17 protein-coding genes, 3 tRNA genes and 1 pseudogene are annotated in these 18,587 nt (G+C 63.6%); 6 read left to right on the forward strand and 15 right to left on the reverse strand.

Going from position 1 to position 18,587, the window contains the following annotated elements; genetic code table 11:
* Positions 1-42: 42 nt before the first annotated feature.
* The 12 genes and pseudogenes from rplJ to OO015_RS01725 all read right to left on the reverse strand — a co-directional run bounded on the left by rplJ (position 43) and on the right by OO015_RS01725 (position 6,717).
* Positions 43-576 carry a 50S ribosomal protein L10 gene (gene rplJ, locus OO015_RS01670; RefSeq protein WP_265939164.1) on the reverse strand — a complete coding sequence of 178 codons (534 nt, stop codon included), beginning with the start codon at positions 574-576 and terminating at the stop codon, positions 43-45.
* Between the two features lie 165 nt (positions 577-741).
* Positions 742-1,467: a 50S ribosomal protein L1 gene (gene rplA / locus OO015_RS01675; RefSeq protein ID WP_265939166.1), complete on the reverse strand. Its 726-nt coding sequence runs from the start codon at positions 1,465-1,467 to the stop codon at positions 742-744.
* A gap of 56 nt (positions 1,468-1,523) precedes the next feature.
* Positions 1,524-1,949 carry a 50S ribosomal protein L11 gene (rplK, locus tag OO015_RS01680; RefSeq protein ID WP_265939168.1) on the reverse strand — a complete coding sequence of 142 codons (426 nt, stop codon included), beginning with the start codon at positions 1,947-1,949 and terminating at the stop codon, positions 1,524-1,526.
* Positions 1,950-2,014: 65 nt separating this feature from the next.
* A complete protein-coding gene (nusG, locus tag OO015_RS01685) occupies positions 2,015-2,605 on the reverse strand; it encodes a transcription termination/antitermination protein NusG (protein WP_416236561.1) in 591 nt (196 codons plus the stop codon).
* 5 nt (positions 2,606-2,610) lie between these two features.
* A complete protein-coding gene (gene secE, locus OO015_RS01690; RefSeq protein WP_265939172.1) occupies positions 2,611-2,880 on the reverse strand; it encodes a preprotein translocase subunit SecE in 270 nt (89 codons plus the stop codon).
* A 122-nt stretch (positions 2,881-3,002) separates the two neighbouring features.
* Positions 3,003-3,075, reverse strand: a tRNA-Trp gene (locus OO015_RS01695).
* 23 nt (positions 3,076-3,098) lie between these two features.
* Positions 3,099-3,269: a 50S ribosomal protein L33 gene (gene rpmG / locus OO015_RS01700; protein ID WP_265939174.1), complete on the reverse strand. Its 171-nt coding sequence runs from the start codon at positions 3,267-3,269 to the stop codon at positions 3,099-3,101.
* Positions 3,270-3,307: 38 nt separating this feature from the next.
* Positions 3,308-4,509: pseudogene (gene tuf, locus OO015_RS01705) on the reverse strand (elongation factor Tu).
* Between the two features lie 91 nt (positions 4,510-4,600).
* A tRNA-Tyr gene (locus OO015_RS01710) sits at positions 4,601-4,681 on the reverse strand.
* A 15-nt stretch (positions 4,682-4,696) separates the two neighbouring features.
* A tRNA-Thr gene (locus OO015_RS01715) sits at positions 4,697-4,769 on the reverse strand.
* Between the two features lie 29 nt (positions 4,770-4,798).
* Positions 4,799-6,127: a ComEC/Rec2 family competence protein gene (locus OO015_RS01720; protein ID WP_265939176.1), complete on the reverse strand. Its 1,329-nt coding sequence runs from the start codon at positions 6,125-6,127 to the stop codon at positions 4,799-4,801.
* Positions 6,124-6,717: a ComEA family DNA-binding protein gene (locus OO015_RS01725; RefSeq protein WP_265939178.1), complete on the reverse strand. Its 594-nt coding sequence runs from the start codon at positions 6,715-6,717 to the stop codon at positions 6,124-6,126. The genes OO015_RS01720 and OO015_RS01725 overlap by 4 nt, the downstream gene beginning before the upstream one ends.
* Before the next feature lie 117 nt (positions 6,718-6,834).
* On the opposite strand from OO015_RS01725, the gene mfd reads away from it, so the two are divergent.
* Entirely contained in the window at positions 6,835-10,323 is a 3,489-nt protein-coding gene (gene mfd / locus OO015_RS01730) for a transcription-repair coupling factor (RefSeq protein ID WP_265939180.1), read from the forward strand.
* 4 nt (positions 10,324-10,327) lie between these two features.
* On the opposite strand, the gene OO015_RS01735 is transcribed toward mfd, so the two are convergent.
* The 3 genes from OO015_RS01735 to OO015_RS01745 are packed head-to-tail and all read right to left on the reverse strand — an operon-like array spanning position 10,328 to position 13,519.
* Positions 10,328-10,567, reverse strand: a complete 240-nt coding sequence (locus OO015_RS01735) for a hypothetical protein (RefSeq protein ID WP_265939182.1) — start codon at positions 10,565-10,567, stop codon at positions 10,328-10,330.
* A 10-nt stretch (positions 10,568-10,577) separates the two neighbouring features.
* Positions 10,578-12,953 (reverse strand): endonuclease MutS2, encoded by a 2,376-nt coding sequence (locus tag OO015_RS01740; protein WP_265939183.1) that lies wholly within the window; start codon positions 12,951-12,953, stop codon positions 10,578-10,580.
* Positions 12,954-12,961: 8 nt separating this feature from the next.
* On the reverse strand, positions 12,962-13,519 hold the full coding sequence (locus tag OO015_RS01745; RefSeq protein WP_265939184.1) for a hypothetical protein: 558 nt from the start codon (positions 13,517-13,519) through the stop codon (positions 12,962-12,964).
* A gap of 113 nt (positions 13,520-13,632) precedes the next feature.
* On the opposite strand from OO015_RS01745, the gene lexA reads away from it, so the two are divergent.
* From lexA to fabZ, 5 genes are all read left to right on the forward strand, one after another.
* On the forward strand, positions 13,633-14,277 hold the full coding sequence (gene lexA / locus OO015_RS01750; protein WP_265939185.1) for a transcriptional repressor LexA: 645 nt from the start codon (positions 13,633-13,635) through the stop codon (positions 14,275-14,277).
* A gap of 350 nt (positions 14,278-14,627) precedes the next feature.
* Complete coding sequence (locus OO015_RS01755; protein ID WP_265939187.1) at positions 14,628-15,308, forward strand: DUF4013 domain-containing protein; 681 nt, start codon at positions 14,628-14,630, stop codon at positions 15,306-15,308.
* Positions 15,309-15,728: 420 nt separating this feature from the next.
* The gene (locus tag OO015_RS01760) at positions 15,729-16,754 is read left to right on the forward strand and encodes a DnaJ C-terminal domain-containing protein (protein WP_265939189.1); all 1,026 of its coding nucleotides are present in this window, start codon (positions 15,729-15,731) and stop codon (positions 16,752-16,754) included.
* A gap of 69 nt (positions 16,755-16,823) precedes the next feature.
* Positions 16,824-18,119: an adenylosuccinate synthase gene (locus OO015_RS01765; RefSeq protein ID WP_265939191.1), complete on the forward strand. Its 1,296-nt coding sequence runs from the start codon at positions 16,824-16,826 to the stop codon at positions 18,117-18,119.
* Between the two features lie 16 nt (positions 18,120-18,135).
* A complete protein-coding gene (gene fabZ / locus OO015_RS01770) occupies positions 18,136-18,585 on the forward strand; it encodes a 3-hydroxyacyl-ACP dehydratase FabZ (RefSeq protein WP_416236581.1) in 450 nt (149 codons plus the stop codon).
* The last annotated feature ends 2 nt before the right edge of the window (positions 18,586-18,587 follow it).

The following is an 18,587-nucleotide window of genomic DNA, read 5'->3' on the forward strand; positions in this document are numbered from 1 at the left end:
CACCTACCTCCGATCGTCCTCAACGACCCATTCTCCGTCACCTCAAGCCGCTTCCGCCTCTCCACCGAGCTGCCGCATCCGCCCTTGCAAGACGTAGAGCAACCCGCGGATCGGCCCCGAAAGCACCCAGACCAGCCCGTACAGGGGTGCTTGGAGACCACCGACGACCTTGGCCAGGAGTTCCTCACGGGACGGTAGCGTCGCGAGCGCCTCGACATCGGCAGCCGAAAGCAGTTGCCCGCCGAGCAAAGCTCCCTTGACGGTGAGGATTCGGGACTGTCGGGCGAACTCGACCGTCAGCTTCGCTGCCGTCACAGGGTCACCACTCGTGTAGACGAGCGCTGTTGGTCCCTCCAAGAGTGGAGTAATCACCGCCGTGCCGGTGCGCTCCGCCGCGATGCGGGTCAGCGTGTTCTTGACGACCCGCAGATTCGCCTGCTGCTCCTGGAGCCGGCGCCGGAACGCGGTCATATCCGCGACGGTGAGTCCGCGGTAATCGGTAAGAATCGCCAGGCTCGCCGTACGGAGAATCTCGCTGATCTCCTCGATTTGTCGAGCCTTCTCCGGTGTCGGCACGAGCACCTCCTTTCACCAAAAATCCCCTGCGCATGTGCGCAGGGGGACACGTTCGGCACGTCCAGAATGCGCCGTGGTCTCGTCCACCCCGCGCCTCGGCTGGATGATTAAGCGCTGCGCGCCCCAGCGGTCAGCGGCGCGGCGTTACGCCGGAAGAAGAGTGTATCACTTCACGAAAGCCCGTGCCTCCTCCAGCGTCGTCGCGACATCCAACGGAATCCCCGGCCCCATCGTCGGCGCGATCGTCATCGACCGGAAAAACTGACCCTTCACTGCAGCTGGACGCGCCCGGGCGATCGCATCCACTGCGACGTACAGGTTCTCCAGGATCTGCTGTTCGGTGAAACTCTTGCGCCCGATCTGGATGTGAATGTTGCCAGTCCGATCGTTCCGGAACTCGATGCGGCCACCCTTGATCTCACGGATCACCGCTGGCAGATCCTCGGGATTCCGCACGACCGTACCTGTACGCGGGTTGGGCATCAAGCCACGACGGCCGAGGATCCGTCCCAAGGGGCCCACTTTCCCCATCTGATCCGCCATCGCGATCGCTGCATCGAATTCCAACCAGCCGCTCTCGATTTGTTTGATGAGCTCATCCACACCGACGTAATCGGCACCGGCCTCCTCGGCGATCCGAGCGGCCTCGCCGACGGCGAAGACCAAGATGCGAGGCACCCGCCCGGTCCCGTGTGGCAACGTCACGGTTCCGCGCACATTCTGATCCGCCTGCCGCGGATCGATATTCAGATTGATGTGCAGGTCGATACTTTCGTCGAAGTTCGCGTGTGCGACCTGCTTCACCAGCGCGACCGCCTCCTTCGGCGGATAACGCCGGGTGACATCGACCAGCTTGAGTGCCTCGAGATACCTTTTCCCATGCTTCGGCATGATCGCACAACCTCCTCGTGGTTCTCGCGGAGCCGCCGCTCCTCCCACGTCACCGTTTAGCCGACAACCTCGATCCCCATACTCCGTGCCGTACCCTCGATCATCCGCATGGCCGCCTCGAGATCGCGCGCATTGAGGTCAGGCATCTTCAGCTGCGCGATCTCGCGGATCTGGTCACGCGTGACTCGTCCAACCTTCTGACGCTTGGGATCGGAGGCCCCCTTCTCGATACCGGCCGCCCGGCGCAGGAGATCGGCGGCCGGCGGCGTCTTCAAAACGAAGGTGAACGATCGATCTTCGTAGATGGTGATAACGACTGGAATGATCTGCCCAGCCAAGTGCGCCGTCTTCTCGTTGTACTCCTTGACAAAATTCATGATCGGCACTCCGTGTTGACCGAGTGCCGGTCCGACCGGTGGTGCCGGCGTCGCCTTTCCAGCGGGTAGTTGCAACTTGACGATCGCCTTTACTTTCTTCGCCACTGCGCTTCACCCTCCTCGCTCGGACACGACGAACCGCGGCGAGTCGAAACTGCCGCGGTTCGCGATTATGTCTCACGTTCGACCTGAAGGAAGTCGAGGGTAACCGGCGTTTCCCGTCCGAAGAAGGACACCAGTACGCGCACCTTACCCTTTTCGTTGTCGACCTCGTCGACAACACCACGGAAATCGGTGAACGGCCCGTCGATGATCCGTACCACATCGCCCGGCAAGAGCGTCGTCCGCACTTTCGGTTGCTCCGTCTTGGCACCGCGAATGATCGCCTCGGCCTCCGCACGGTCGAGTGGCACGGGCCGGTTTCCGACTCCGACGAACCCGGTCACCCCAGGGGTGTTCCGGACAACGTGCCAGGACTCGTCGTCCAGGATCATCCGCACGAGCACATAACCAGGAAAGACCTTTCGCTGCACCGTATGTCGCTGCCCACCCCGGATTTCGATCTCCTCCTGAGTAGGGATCACGACCTCGAAGACCTTGTCGGCGACGTCCATCGTCTCGACACGATGCAGCAGGTTCTGCCGCACCTTGTTCTCGTACCCCGAGTAGGTATGCAGCACATACCACTCGCCCTGCTGCTCCGCACCTTCCTGCGCGGCACCGCGCTTCTGGGCGAGTCGTTCACGAAGTGTCCGCGGCATAACGCTCACAACCCTCCGAGTAGATTCCACAGTCGGACGAAGAGGGCGTCGACAGCACCGAGAATCAACCCCAGCACGGTGGCCAAGCCGATCACCAGGAGCGTCAACTTTCTCGTCGTCTCACGATCCGGCCAGGTGATCTTGCGCCACTCGGCCCGGATGTCCGCGATCGCTCGCCTGAGCCCTGCCAGGCGCCCCGTCCCACCCCGAGCCGGTCGCTCCTGCGCCTTCACCTTTGCACTCGCCCGGGCCGTCGTTTGCGTCTTCGTCGCCATTTCGCCCGTCCTCGTCATCGTTCGAGACGCCCACCGTACACGCAAAAGGGGCGAGCCGCCTGGCTCAACCCCTCGGCAGGTTCCGGCCGGGGCTTCTCACTGCGAGCTACCAGGTGGCTCGGCAGGGCCGGAGGGACTCGAACCCCCAACCTGCGGTTTTGGAGACCGCTGCTCTGCCAATTGAGCTACGACCCTGTACTGCCCCGGCCGGCTCCCGCTTACCGCGTCTCGCGATGCACCTGATGGCGGCGGCATCGCGGGCAGTACTTCCGAAGCTCCAGCCGCCCCGGATCGTTGCGCCGGTTCTTCTCGGTGACGTAGTTCCGCTCGCGGCAGACCGTACACTCCAACGTGATGATGATCCGGTCGGCCTTCGCTTTCTTTGCCATGATACCACAACTCCCGCGCTCGCTGCCAGTCCCTCAGCCTACTTGATGATCTTGGTGACGACGCCGGCGCCGACCGTGCGGCCCCCTTCGCGGATGGCAAAGCGCGACCCTTCCTCCAGCGCCACCGGCTTGTCCAACACCACCCGCAGCCGCACGTTGTCCCCCGGCATCACCATCTCCACCCCCTCCGGCAGCCCCGCGACCTCCCCCGTCACGTCCGTCGTCCGAATGTAAAACTGCGGCCGATACCCCGCAAAGAACGGCGTGTGCCGCCCCCCCTCCTCCTTCGACAACACGTACACCTCCGCCTCGAACTCCGTGTGCGGCGTGATCGACCCCGGCGCCGCCAGCACCATCCCCCGCTCGACCTCGTCCCGCTCGATCCCCCGCAACAAGCACCCGATGTTGTCCCCCGCTACCGCCTCGTCCAACACCTTCTGGAACATCTCGATCGACGTCACCACCGTCTGCCGCGTCGGCCCCAGCCCCACGATCTCGACCGTCTCCCCAGGCCGCAGCCGCCCACGCTCTACCCGACCCGTCACCACCGTCCCACGCCCTTTGATCCCAAATACGTCCTCGATCGGCATCAAAAACGGCTTGTCCACCGCCCGCACCGGCGTCGGGATGTACTCGTCCACCACCCGCAACAGCTCCCAGATCGGCGCATACTCCGGCGCCTCCGGATCCGTCGCACTCGACTCCAGCGCCCGCAGCGCCGACCCCCGTACCACCGGCACGCTCTCCCCCGGATACCCATACTGGCTCAACAGCTCCCGGACCTCCAGCTCCACCAGCTCCAACAACTCCGGATCATCCAGCATGTCCACCTTGTTCAAAAACACCACGATCGCCGGCACTTCCACCTGCCGCGCCAGCAAAATGTGCTCCCGCGTCTGCGGCATCGGCCCATCCGGCGCACTCACCACCAAAATCGCCCCGTCCATCTGCGCCGCACCCGTGATCATGTTCTTGATGTAGTCCGCATGCCCCGGACAATCCACATGCGCATAGTGCCGCTTCTCCGTCTCATACTCCACGTGGCTGATCGCTATCGTGATCCCCGCGCCCGCTCCTCCGGCGCCTTGTCGATCTGCTCGTACGGCTTATAGTTCGCCCACCCCTTGAAACTCAACACCTTCGTGATCGCCGCCGTCAACGTCGTCTTCCCATGATCCACATGCCCAATCGTCCCTACGTTCACGTGCGGCTTCGTCCGCTCAAACCGCGGCTTGCTCATGCGTTGTCCTCCTCGTCGCCGCTCTGACTCGCTCTCACATCAAAGAGCCCACGTCCGATCCCGTGGGCCCATCCGCCGATCCGCGGCATCGTGGGGGGAGAGGGATTCGAACCCCCGCAGCTTGCGCACCTGGTTTACAGCCAGGCCCCTTTGGCCACTCGGGCATCCCCCCGATTTGGCGCGCGAGAGCCGATGGTGGGACTCGAACCCACAGCCCGCGGTTTACAAAACCGCTGCTCTGCCAATTGAGCTACACCGGCCTGGACACCGCGCCAGTACCAGCGCAATTCTACGGTGCCGTGCCACGCCTGTCAATCCAGCCGAGAATCCACGTTCCACAGAGGAGGTACAACCAGGCCATGATCCAACCGGGAGGACTTATCGTGACACCCGTCGCATTCGGCATACTCGCCAAACTCTCACCGACTGCGACGATCCAGCGACCGGCCAGCCAGGCCGGGAGCCCGACGACTTCACCAACTCCCGGTACGACGAGATCGACCAGCACCGCCACAGACACCGCCATCAGGACGGGCACGACGGGTTCCACCAGGACGTTCGCGAGCGGTGCCACGAGCGAGTACGTCCCGAAACGCTGGAGGAGCAGAGGCGTTACTGCGAGTTGCACGAAGACCGGCAGAACGACACTCTCCCACCGGCCTCGATAGACTAACCCTCCTACGCAGAGAACTGCCGTCGCGATGCCTGATAACTGAAACGCCAGGGAGTCGATCAATGCTGGTCGGGCGAGCAGCACGATGACAACCGCCCAGCCGAGTGCAGAGATCGGTTGGCGTGGCCACCCCCGCCAGCGAGCGAGCAAGTACAGACTCGCCATCGTCGCCGCACGCAGGACCGGCGGGTCCAGACCGGTCACGACCGCGTAGCACCAGACGCCCAACCCCACCGGCACCAGCCGGACCCATGTCCGCCAGCGTATTCGGCGGAACAAACCTTCCAAGAAGCCAGCGACGACTGCGACGTTCCAACCACTCACCGCAGTCAGGTGGGACAGTCCGACTCGACGGAGCACCGCTCGAGTCTCCGTCGCTAGTCCTCGATCGTCACCGATGAGCACACCCAGCGCGAGGGAACCGCTCGGCTCCGGTATGGTGCTGAGAACAGTCTCCCGCACCCGCGCACGGACGCCCGCGAGCAGCGCGTCGGCGCCAGTGATCACTCGAATGCTCTCCACCTCGTACGTTCCGATGACCTGGATTCCGGCCACGCGCCGCCGCCCGGGTCGATACGCTCCGCGCCAGGCAACGCGCTCTCCTGCTCCTACCGTCGCACCGGATGGTGCTGACAACGCCACGAGCCTCCCGTCATCCCGTAGGGCGACGAGATCGCTCCCGAGTCCATCTGCTGACCACTGCACGATGCCCACCGCTTCCGCCGTTGCCGGAGATGGTTCGTGAAGGACCACGATACGACCGATTCCCAGAGCGAAGCCGACTCCGAGCATGACCACCGTGCGAGCGAGGTCTTGGGGAACCCGCCACTTGGTGAGCGCGACGACAACGAGAACCGTCGAGCACAAACCGACCCCAGCGAGCCAGGATGATCGGGCGACCAGCACACTGGTCACGATGCCGAGCGCCAGCCAGGAGCCGATCACTCGGTACCCCCGATCGTGACCAGATCACCCCACTCAGCGACCATCCGTTCCGAGATACCAGCAACGTTCGCGAGCTCGTCGACCGAGCGAAACGGACCATGCTCCTCTCGATACGTTACGATCCGCTGTGCTAAGGCAGGTCCCACGCCGGGCAAGCGCTGGAGTTCCTCGACGCTCGCCCGGTTGACGTCGATCGGCCCTGATCGGTCAGCTGGATTTCCCGGTTCTCGGGGACTAACACCACCTTCTTCCGAACTACCAGCGACAGGGGACTGGTACGGAACAGTGATCGTCTGCCCGTCACGGACTCGCTCTGCCATCGGTACCCGTGCGAAATCCGCTGTTTCCAGAGGACCTGCCAATTCGACGACGCTCCCCACTCGTGCATCGCTCGCCACCTCGTACAGCCCAGCACGACGAACCGCTCCCTGCACGTACACGACCACTCGCGTCGGGGTCACCGCCGGCTCGACCCGAACCACCAGTTCATCACCCGAGAAGAGTTGCGCTGCGATTCCTGCACCGATGAACGCGCCGAGCACAGTACCGAGAGCGAAGAGTGCCCAACCGGGCACGTTTCTCTGCAGCATGGCTACGGTCCCTTCTGGACCATGGTATCGTTGTACGATGTCCGTTCGCACCCGCCCCAGTTCCTGGCGGTGGGGCGATACCTATTGTCCCAGGAGCCTTTCTATCGGTCGAGGAACATGGCTCTGCAAGCGGTCGTTCGGCGCATCGCACAGACGAGATCGTTTCAGGCTGTCAGCACTCAGATCACCTCCGGACGCTCGGCCACGATCGAAGGGCTTCCTGCAGCGGCACGTCCGTGGGTGGTCGCCGCACTCGCGCTCGAGCTGCACCGTCCGCTCCTTCTCATCGTGCCGCGCCAGATCCATGCCGACGAGTTCGCCGAAACGATCGGGCAGCTCGTCCCGCAGGTCCCAGTCATGACGTGGCCGGCGCCGGAGACGTTGCCGTACGACATTTTCACCCATGACCGCCCGACCGCAGCGGACCGCAGCTGGTTCCTGGAGCGTCTCGCGAGCAACCATCCCACGATCGCGATCGTGCCAGCTCGAGGTCTCACTGAGCTGCTTCCACCAGCCGGCGCACTCCGCGACCAGCGACTCCTGCTGAAGCCAGGCACGCGACTGACTCCCGAGCGCCTGGTCAACCACCTCCTCGCGAGTGGCTACGCGCTCAGTCCACTCGTGCAACAGCCGGGAAGCTACAGCCGTCGTGCCGGCATCGTCGACTTCTGGCCACCCGGTACCGAGCAGGCGATACGCGTGGAATTCTTCGGTGATGAGGTCGACTCGCTGCGCGCTTTCGACCCGGTGACGCAGCGAACCGTCTCCCGTCTCGATACGGTTACCATTCTCCCGGTCAGCGACGTACCGATCGCGTCCTATCGAGAAGCAGCGGCTCACCTCCGTGCGCTCGATCTCTCCACGCTCCGCCCGGAAGTCGTCGCGGAGTGGCAGCGGCTCTGCGACCGATTGGAGCGTGGACAACTTGTTCCGGCACCGGAACTGGTGCGACCGTTTGTATTCCCTGCGGCAGCATCGCTCCTCGACTACCTGGGCCCGGGTAGTTCGGTTGTGGTTATCGACCCGGGTGCGGTCCATCTCGCGCTCGAACAGTTCGAGCGTCAAGCCGAAGAACTCCGCGAGGCGAGCGAACAGAGCGGAGAGTTACCGTTCGGGCTACCCCGTCCCTACCATCCTGCCGAATCGGTCTGGCGCGCCCTGACGGAACACGCAACACTCTGGCTCGGGACGACTACCGCTGTTGAACAAACACCGGACGGGAGCGCCACTTGCATCGGCTTTTCGACTAGCGTACCCACGCTGGGGGGCCGCTTGAACGCACTGCTTGAGCAGCTCGGTCCCTTTCGGGATGCCGGCTACGCCATCGTTCTGGTGACGGAACAACCCGATCGCCTTACCCAGGTACTGGAAGAGCACCGTCTCGACGCCCATCGGGGGGACAGTGCAAACGGCGCCATTGCGATCGAGCGCGGCCGCCTTTCCGGTGGATGGGGGCACGAGGAAGCACGCCTGCTGCTTCTGACCGACCGCGAGTTGTTCGGGTTGCGGCGTTTCCCACGTTCGCCGCAGCGTCGCCGGGCTTCCGTATCCTCCGGCGATCTCCTCAGCCGACTCGTCCCCGGGGCCTACGTCGTGCACGTCGATCACGGCATCGCCCGGTACGGTGGGCTCGTCAGTCTCACCATCAACGGGGTGCACCGCGAGTATCTCCTCCTCGAATATGCGGACAACGACCGGCTCTACCTCCCGGTGGATCAACTCGACCGTATCACGCTCTACGAAAGCTTCGACGGCGAACCGAAGTTGACACGTCTCGGTTCGCCTGAGTGGAGCCGGATCAAACGGCGCGTCCGCGAGGCGGTTCGCGAACTCGCCTTCGAGCTCTTGCAACTCTATGCGGCACGCGAAGCGACCCCCGGGATCGCATTCGGCCCTGATACCCCTTGGGATCGGGAGCTGGAGGAATCGTTCCCGTATGAGGAGACACCGGATCAGTTGCGGGCCATCCAGGAAGTCAAGGCGGACATGGAAAGCCCGCGACCGATGGATCGCTTGCTGTGCGGTGATGTCGGCTTCGGCAAGACTGAAGTCGCCCTGCGTGCCGCATTCAAAGCGGTGAACAACGGCTACCAAGTGGCGGTGCTCGTTCCGACGACAGTCCTGGCGCTCCAGCACTACGAGACCTTCCGCGAGCGACTCGCTCCGTACCCGGTGCGGGTGGAGATGCTGTCGCGGTTGCGCCCTAAGAGCGAACAACGGGAAATCGTCCAGGGTATTCGGGACGGCACCGTCGATATTGTGATCGGAACCCATCGCTTGCTCCAGCGTGACGTCCAGTTCAAGCGGCTCGGCCTCGTCATCATCGACGAGGAACACCGGTTCGGTGTGGCGCAGAAGGAGCACTTCAAGCGACTTCGCACCAACATCGATGTCCTCGCTATGACCGCGACACCGATCCCCCGAACGCTCTATCTCGCTCTCTCGGGGCTTCGTGATCTCTCGGTCATCGCGACACCGCCTGTCGAGCGGACTCCAGTGCGCACCTTTGTGACTCCTGCACGCGACTGCGTCATCCGCGAGGCGATCCTGCGCGAGCTCTCGCGCGGTGGGCAGGTCTACGTCGTCCACAACCGGGTTCAGTCCATCCAACGCTTTGCTGAGCACCTCCAGACACTGGTACCTGAAGCACGGATCGCTGTCGCCCACGGCCAAATGCCGGAAGCCGAACTCGAACGGATCATCATCGCCTTTATCGAGAAGGAATTCGACGTCCTCGTCTGCACCGCGATCATCGAGTCCGGCATCGATATTCCCTCGGTGAACACGATCATTATCGACCGGGCCGACCAGCTCGGTCTGACACAGCTCTACCAGCTCCGCGGGCGAGTTGGGCGCCGACACATCCGTGCCTACGCATATCTTCTGTACGACGACCGACGCCCGCTTTCGCCGGAAGCCCAAGCACGGCTCGAGGCGATCCAGGAGGCAACAGAACTGGGTGCGGGGTTCCAGATCGCGCTGCGTGATCTCGAGATCCGCGGCGCTGGCAACATCCTCGGACCCGAGCAGAGCGGCCACATCGCAGCAGTCGGGCTGGAGCTCTATACCCAGCTCCTCGCGCGCGCCGTCCAGGAAATTCGCGAGGGACGGCCGATCGACGAGCCACCGAGCGTGACGGTCGACCTTCCGCTCGATGCAACGATTCCACCCGAGTATTGTGGAGATGAAGCGGTTCGCATGAGCCTCTACCAGCGCTTCGCCGCTCTTCGCACCGCGACCGAGCTCAATGATCTCGTCGCCGAGCTGCGCGATCGCTTCGGCCCCTTGCCAGAACCCGTCCAGCGGCTCGCTGACCTCGCGGCACTGCGGATCTGGGCGAATCGACTGGGATTGGCCTCGATCCTGGAACGCGATGGCGAGGTGTACATTCGGCCGGTGGTCGGTGCACGACTGGATCGCGAGCGACTCCGCCGTCTCGTCGGTTCAGGTGTCTACGTGACCCCGAACCAGGTTCGCCTCGTCCTCGCCCGTCTGGAGGTTCCGCTGTGGGAGGCCGTCCAGGCCGTGCTCCGCGAGATCGAGACGCGCCGAGCAACGGTCCTCCTGGGGGCACCGCTACCGGAACGGTCCGCCAGTACGCGATAGTCCCTTATGACTCGCCATTCCGGCTGTCTTCGAGGGATGCCAGCACAGCCGCTGCCCGCGCGACATCGCTAGCCCGGACATACAGTGCATGTTCGGCCGCGAGCGTCGACCAATAGGCAGCACCGAGCCCCAGGATTTTCACCAGGACGGGTATCCCCTCCGCCTCGAGCGCTCCGCGCCACAGCGCCGCGACGAGCTCGTTGGGAGCCAAAGCGAGTCGGACCAGTTCGTCCTCGTCCTTCATGATCCTGCCCTCATGAGCGAAGATAAACGATCGTCACACCATGTCCACCTTCACCTGGTCCAGCGAGCTCCCAGCGCTCGACGAGCGGATGGTCGCGCAGATAGTCATGAATCGACTGACGGAGCGTACCGGTTCCTTTCCCATGGACGATGCGTACCCAGGGTAGGCCAGCCAGCGCTGCCCGGTCGAGATACCGATCCAGCCGGGACAACGCTTCGTCGACCCGGAGACCGCGCAGGTGCAGCTCGGGCTCGACAGTCGACGTCGGAAGAATGATAGTCGAGCGCGTACGCAGCTGGTGGATCTGCGTTGGCGACTTCTCTCTTTCGATTCGACGCACCGCCGTGAGCGGCTGACGCACACGGAAGTTCCCCACCTGGACTTCGACCTCGTCTTCGTCAGGGAGGACAGCCACCACCTCACCTTCGAGACCGAGCGCTGGAACTTCCACCCGATCACCCACTCGCACCGCAGCGGCTGCCGAACCTGGAGCCGAAGCCGCGCGAAGTCGCCGACGTGCCTCTTCCAGTGCTCTGATACTTTCCTCGACCACACGGGGTGCTGGATAGACAGTCGATTCAGCGCGTCGCTCGAGACGACGCACCAGCTCGCGCACCCGACGGAGTTCGGTTTCAACCTCGACCAGCGCTGCCGCCCGTGCTTCGTCTCGCTCCCGTTGCGCCTCAGCGAGCAGCCGTTCGGCCTCGGCGCGGAGACTCTCCGCTTCTGCTCGTGCCCGCGCTGCTTCCGCTGCTTCCTTCTCTGCCCGAGCGAGACGAGCCTGCAGTTCCGCGATCCACCTGTCGAGTTCCAGTTGACCACCTGTAACCAGCTTCTGCGCTCGGCGCACGATCGATTCCGGCAGGCCGAGACGACGGGCGATCTCGAGCGCGTGTGAACGTCCCGGTAACCCGATACGGAGCCGATAAGTCGGACGCAATGTCACTGGATCGAACTCGACGCTGGCATTCTCCAACCCGGGCGTACCGGCTGCGAACGCTTTCAACTCCGGGTAGTGTGTCGTCACGACACCGAGCACGCCGAGCTCCAACAAGCGCTCGAGAATGGCGCGCGCCAGCGCCGACCCTTCCTGCGGATCGGTGCCAGCTGCCAGCTCGTCGAGGAAAACCAGGCTCTCCGCGTCCGCTTGCTGGAGCGTCGCCACGATTCGTTTCATGTGTGATGAGAAGGTCGAAAGGTTCTGTTCGATGCTCTGTTCGTCACCGATATCGACGAAGACTGCTGGGAAGACGCTCAGGCTGCTTCCCTCCGCAGCGGGGATAAAGAGGCCAGCTTGTGCCATGAGGACGAGCAAGCCGACCGTTTTCAGTGCGACCGTTTTGCCGCCGGTGTTCGGACCGGTGATGACGAGAATCCGGAAGCGTTCGCCGAGTTCGATGTCGAGAGGCACGGCGGTCTTGGGATCCAGTAGCGGATGACGAGCCTGGCGCAAACGGATGCGCTTGTGCGGGTGGCCACCGGGGAAGGCCGTTCGGCGAGCTTCCACAAGCTCCGGTTCAGTCGCAGCGAGATCGGAAGCGAACCGCGCTTTCGCCAGGGCGAGGTCGAGTGCCGCACCAGCTTCGACCAAGCGCAGGAGTTCCTCGCGATGCTCAGCGATCAGCTGCGTCAACTTCCGCAGGATGCGTTCGATCTCGTGCGCCTCGGCTGCTTGCAGCTCCCGCCAGCGGTTGTTCAAGTCCAGAATTTCGAGCGGCTCGATGAACACCGTTTGGCCACTACCGGAAACGTCGTGCACGATACCGGGAACGCTCGAGCGGCGATCAGCACGAACCGGAATCACGTAGCGCCCTTCACGAACCGTAAAATAGGCTTCCTGAACCGCATCCTCGCGCTCGACAAGGAGCCGCCGCAGTCGCTCGAGCAACCGTTCGTGGGCGTCTTTCAGCGCGTGCCGGATCCGCGCCAGCTCGGGCGATGCCGAGTCGAGAACCTCACCGCGCGGCCCGATGCTCCGAGCCAGTTCAGCGCGAAGCCCGGGGAGATCCGGCATCGCCTCGATGAACTCGCCGAGATTCGGAAAGCGCTCACGCCAGCGCTCCTGCTCACCGAACTGACGTCGGACGACGCGGGCTGCTTCCAGTGTGTCCAAAATAGTCCGGAGCCCGATCGGCTCGAGAACCATCCCGTGACACGCCTGCTCGATCAACGAACGGATGTCGCGAAAGCCGCCGATCGAGAAGTCGGGGCGTTCGGCCAGGAGCCGCACCGCTTCACGCGTGACCGCCAGGAGATACGTCACGTGAACGGGATCGGCTGATGGTACCAACTCGAGCGCACGTTCACGTGCCACCGAGTATTGGCACCGTGCTGCCAGCATTTCGCGGACTTTATCGAATTCGAGCAGTCGAACCAGATCGCTCATCTTGCGTTTCACCGACCACCGAGGAGCGACGGTGGCTCCCCCGGAACCCAGTCGATAGCGACCGTACGGAGCCACGGCTCGCTATCGCGTACGATCGGTACGAGTCGCGAGCGCGTCATCTCAGCACGCAGTCGTTCACTGAAGGCATCCGGGGGCAGCTGCTGGATCGTGTTGCTCGCGACCATCACGAGAGAGGCGACGAGCAAGACGGCAAAGACCATCGCCAAGAGCGCTTGCGAGAAGAGCCCGAGCGGGCCGACTCTCTGGCGTTGCCAGCGGCCAGCGACCACCGGAGCTGCTCGGAGCGACCAAAGACTGCCCCAGACCCCGAGCACGCCGATCGATACGACCACGAGCACGAACGCGAGCAACTCGCTCGCCCAACGCGACATCGCTGGTACCAGGCTGCGCAGCGCGGCAGCCATCGGGCCGGTGAAGAATGCCGCTGCAACCATCACCACGAACCAGCTCACGAGCGCTGCGATCGTCCGCGCGCGACCTGCGAGAAAGCTGACAGTGTAGATCGCCACGAACAGCAGGAAGATCGCCCCATCGACCAACGACATGCTCCGTTACGCTCCGCTCGCGCAGCCAGACACCATTCGAACCTTGACACGAACGGATGTTCGCACCTATACTGGTCCCGATGTCGAGTGGTTCGAGAAAGCGAAGGGTTCGCATGGGCAAGCGGTTGACCAAGCGCCAACAGGAGATCCTCGAGTTCATTCGAACGTTCATCGACGAGCATGGCTTTCCGCCCACGGTGCGCGAGATCCAAGCCGGACTCGGCATCTCGTCCACCAGTGTCGTCGATTATAACCTCAACGTTCTCGAGTATCTCCGCTACATTCGTCGGAACCGCAATATCTCCCGTGGAATCGAGCTACTCGAGCGCCGCCAAGTTGCCTCCGATCGCATTGTCCGCGTGCCGCTCGTCGGCACCATCGCAGCGGGGCAACCGCTACCGGTTCTCGAGCCGGTTGAGGCGAACGGCGCGACGGAATATATCGAGATCGGGAGCGCGCTGGTTGGCCAGTCACCACACGAGCTGTATGCCCTGCGGGTCAAGGGTGTCTCGATGATCGACGCCTTGATCGACGACGGGGATATTGTCATCCTGCGTCGTCAGGCGAGTGCAGAAAACGGTGACACCGTAGCCGCTTGGCTCAAGCGTGAACAAGAGACCACACTCAAGCGCTTCTACCGCGAGGGCAACCTGATTCGACTGCAACCTGCCAACGCCACGATGCAACCGATCTACACGACACCGGACAACGTCGAGATCCAAGGGAAGCTTCTCCTCGTCATTCGACGCTTGGAGTAACCCACTGCGGCTGCCGTCAGGACGGGAGAGAAAATCGCGTTCCGCCCTCACCGGTACAGCCGCGGCAGCTCCGTGGTCCGACGCCTATTGTCCACTCGCCCGCAGCTCGACGAACCGTGCCCCGGCAGCCGACGCGGCTGCCGCCGTGCGCGGTCGGACACAGAACATACGCTGTCCTGAGACCGCCGCGCGTCGAACGTGCACGACCTTTTCGCTCATTCTGCCTTACGTCTACCAACCCAGCACCGAGTCAGCACCAGAGCAAGAAAGGCTTGCCCTTCCGGAAGTCAGGCACTACACTGCTCGCAGCCAGGCCGACGTACCGCAACAGAGGGAAGGGATAACGGAAGATGGATATCGGTCGCGCATTCTCCTACGTGTTTCAGGATCCTCAATGGCTCAAAAAGCTCCTCATCGCGCTCGTCATGCTGATCATCCCGATCATCGGCTGGTTGATCCTGTTCGGGTACATTCTGCGTATCGTACGAGGAGTAGCCAGCGGCTCGGACGTCCCACTCCCGGAGTGGGACGACTTCGGGCGAGACCTCGCCCTCGGCTTCAAAGGTGCGGTGACGTCCTTCGTCTGGTCGCTCCCCGCCACGCTCATCGGCGTGTGCTCGCAGGTGGCGAGCGTCCTGTCTACCGATAACGGCGGGCGCGGGAGCGGGCTCGGAGCGTTCACACTGGCTGCGATCTGTCTCGGTTGCGTCTCGTTCATTCTTTCTTTCGCGACCACCTACGTTCTCCCGGTTCCGCTCAGCCGGCTCGCGGTGACGGACCGGCTGAGCGAAGCGTTCGCGCTCTCCGAAATCTTCAGGGAGATCGGTCGGGCAGCGACGCCCCTCCTGCTCGTGTTGCTGATCACGGTTGGTCTCAGTTTCTTCGCCTTGTTCGGCGTCTTGTTGTGTATCGTCGGTATCGTCGCGACGATCCTCTATGCGTACCTCGTGCAAGCACACCTCTGGGGGCAAGTCCGCCGCCAGCTCCAGTCCGGCGAGACTACCGGTGCTCCGGTACCGGTCGTGACGTGACGGCACCCTCGATCGGCCAGAGGAAGCACGGCGATGCGGCACCGCGTTCGCGAAAACCAGTTGTTCGGTCGGTTGCGCACGCATGCACCTCAGCGGAAGGAGAGTCCAACGAGGACAACCGTGTCGATAACCACCGATCGGCAAAGGGACGAACCGACGTGAGCACGAAAGACCTCGAACTCGGCAGTCAGCCGGTCTGCTCAGGCCCATCGGCACCCGCTCGACTCGAGATTCCAGACATCGAGCGGACTGAAGCGGCGCGGGTGGTCCGGGAGCGGCGGAGTGTGGGGCGCGAGACAGCGCACGGCTGGAGGGACCGGCCGATCTTGCACCCGCCGATCGCACGAGGGTTGCTACGGAACGACTCAAGGGTTATACTCCTCGAGCGAAGTATGAGAACGGTCGAGGTGGCAGGCGGCGATGGAGTTCAAGGATTACTACAAGATCCTCGGCGTGCCGCGCGATGCGGATCAGGAGACGATCCGGAAGGCCTATCTTCGTCTCGCGCGGAAATACCACCCCGACGTCAATAAGTCGCCCGAGGCTGAGGAAAAATTCAAGGAAATCAACGAAGCCTACGAGGTACTCCGCGACCCCGAGAAGCGCGCCAAGTACGACCGCTTCGGCGCCGACTGGGAGCGTTACCAGCAAGCGGCTGGCGCGCAGGGCGCTGCCACCGACTTCGCCGAGTGGTTCTTCGGTACTCGCGAGCGGGCACGCGAACGACGCCGACGCTCGAGCGATTTCTCGGAGTTCTTCGATCTTCTCTTCGGTGACCTCGGCGATCTGTTCGCGAGCGGCGGGGAGCATGTCCGTGTCCGGGCGCGGCCGGAGCGCGGCCAGGACTACGAGCACCCGATCGAGGTGACGTTGCGCGAGGCGTACCGTGGTGCGACGCGACGGATCGATGTGAAGATCGACGAGGTCTGCCCCACCTGCCACGGTACCGGGCTCAACGGACGCGGAATCTGCCGCACCTGCGGTGGAAGCGGCTACATGACACGAACGAAGACGCTCGAAGTGAAGATCCCACCCGGTGTACGGGAAGGTTCGCGCATCCGTATCGCGGGTCAGGGGGGGCCTGGGGTCAACGGCGGCCCGCCAGGCGACCTCTACTTGCGCGTTCATCTCCTCCCCGATCCGCAGTTCACGTTGGACGGGGACAACCTGCGCACCGAAGTCGAGGTGCCACTGTATACCGCCATTCTCGGCGGCGAAGTAACGGTACCGACGCTCGACCGGCCGGTCGTGTTGCGCATACCACCCGGGACCCAGAACGGGCAAGTCTTCCGGCTGCGCGGGAAGGGGATGCCTTCGCTGCGCACCGGAGAGCGGGGCGATCTCCTCGTAAAGGTGAAGGTCGTCCTCCCGACCGACTTGACCGAGGAGGAACGTCGCCTGTTCCAGCGACTGCGTGAGTTGCGTGAGGCGCGCGTCCGTGCCTGACGACCAGCGAGTGCTATAGTTCTGGGGGCATCGTGCCCGCACAGCAGGCTGAGTACGAGGAGACCGTCCATGCCAGTTGCCATCGTCCTGGGCGGCCAGTGGGGCGACGAGGGGAAAGGGAAGATCACCGATGCCCTCGCTGCCTCCGCCGATGTGGTCATTCGCCCGAACGGCTCGACGAACGCCGGGCATACGGTGGTCACCGACGACGGCGTCTTCAAGTTGCACGTGATCCCATCGGGCGTCCTCTATCCGCACTGCACGTGCGTGATCGGTGCCGGGGTTGCGGTCTCGCCACCTGACCTCTTGCGCGAGATCGCCACACTACGCGAGCGGCATTCCCGACTCGGGCAGCTGTACTTGAGCGATCGCGCCCACGTCATCATGCCCTACCATCCGCTCCTCGATGCCTACGAGGAGCAGCGTCGCGGTGCGGCAGGAATCGGCACGACCCTCCGCGGCAACGGACCTGCCTTCACCGACAAAGTCGCCCGGCGTGGGATCCGTGTCGCTGATCTCCTACCCGGCGCGGAGGCGTTCTTGCGCCAGAAGCTCGAAATCCTCCTCCCGGAAAAGAACACCCTCTTCGTCCACCTTTATGGGCGCGAGCCGATCGATCTCGAGGAACTGCTCCGCGAGGCCCGGTACTGGGGCGAGCAACTGGCGCCGTACGTTATCGCGGCGGAGGTCTTCGTTCAGGACGCGATCGCAGCGGGGAAGCGCGTTATCGTCGAGGCTGCCCAAGGAACGATGCTCGACCTCGACTACGGTACCTACCCTTATGTGACATCGAGTCCGCCGACCGCTGCTGGAGCATGTCAGGGGGCCGGTATCGCACCGACCCAGGTCGACCGTGTCGTCGGTGTGTTCAAGGCCTACACGACTCGAGTCGGAGCAGGTCCCTTCCCCACCGAACTCCACGACGACATCGGCCAGCTCCTGCGTGAGCGTGGCCGTGAATACGGGACGACGACCGGTCGGCCACGCCGTGTCGGCTGGTTCGATGCAGTAGCGGCACGGTACACGGCCCGCCTCAACGGTATGACCGAAGCGGCCTTGACCAAGCTCGATATGCTCGATCCCTTGCCGGAGATCCGTATCTGCACCGGCTACCGGCTCGGCAATCAGCTCCTGTCTGCCCCACCGGCCCGCATCGATCTGTACGAAACGATCGAACCGGTCTACGAGACGCTACCGGGCTGGCGCTCCGATACGAGCCACGCGGCCTCGTTCAGCGAGCTGCCGCTCGAAGCACGTCGCTATGTCGAACGCATCGAGGAATTGATCGGCGTACCGATCACGATGATCGGCATCGGGCCAGCCCGGCGGCAGATCGTCTGGCGGCATGCCGAAGCGTTGGCTTGAGGGACGGGTGTCGATGATCCTCGAAGCCTGGCAGATTCAGGAAATTCTCCCACACCGCTATCCCTTCCTGCTGGTCGATCGCATCGTCGAAATCGAGTGGGGACAGCGCGCCGTCGGCATCAAGAACGTGACGGTGAACGAGCCGTTCTTCGTCGGACACTTTCCCGGTAATCCCGTCATGCCGGGCGTCCTGATCGTCGAAGCGCTCGCTCAAGTGGGTGCCGTGGCGCTCCTCGGTCATGAGGAATACCGCGGGAAAATGGCCTTCTTCGCTGGCATCGATCGCGTGCGCTTCAAGCGCCCCGTGCGACCGGGCGACACGCTCCGCCTCGAGGTTCAGCTCGGCAAGATCCGCCGGAATATCGGCACCGGTACGGGGAAAGCGACCGTCGATGGGGAACTCGCCGCCGAAGGCGAGATCCTCTTCGCGATCCTGGATCCGGACATGGCTCGATCGGCGCGCTGACG

The organism is Thermomicrobium sp. 4228-Ro (assembly GCF_026241205.1).
Taxonomy (GTDB): domain Bacteria; phylum Chloroflexota; class Chloroflexia; order Thermomicrobiales; family Thermomicrobiaceae; genus Thermomicrobium.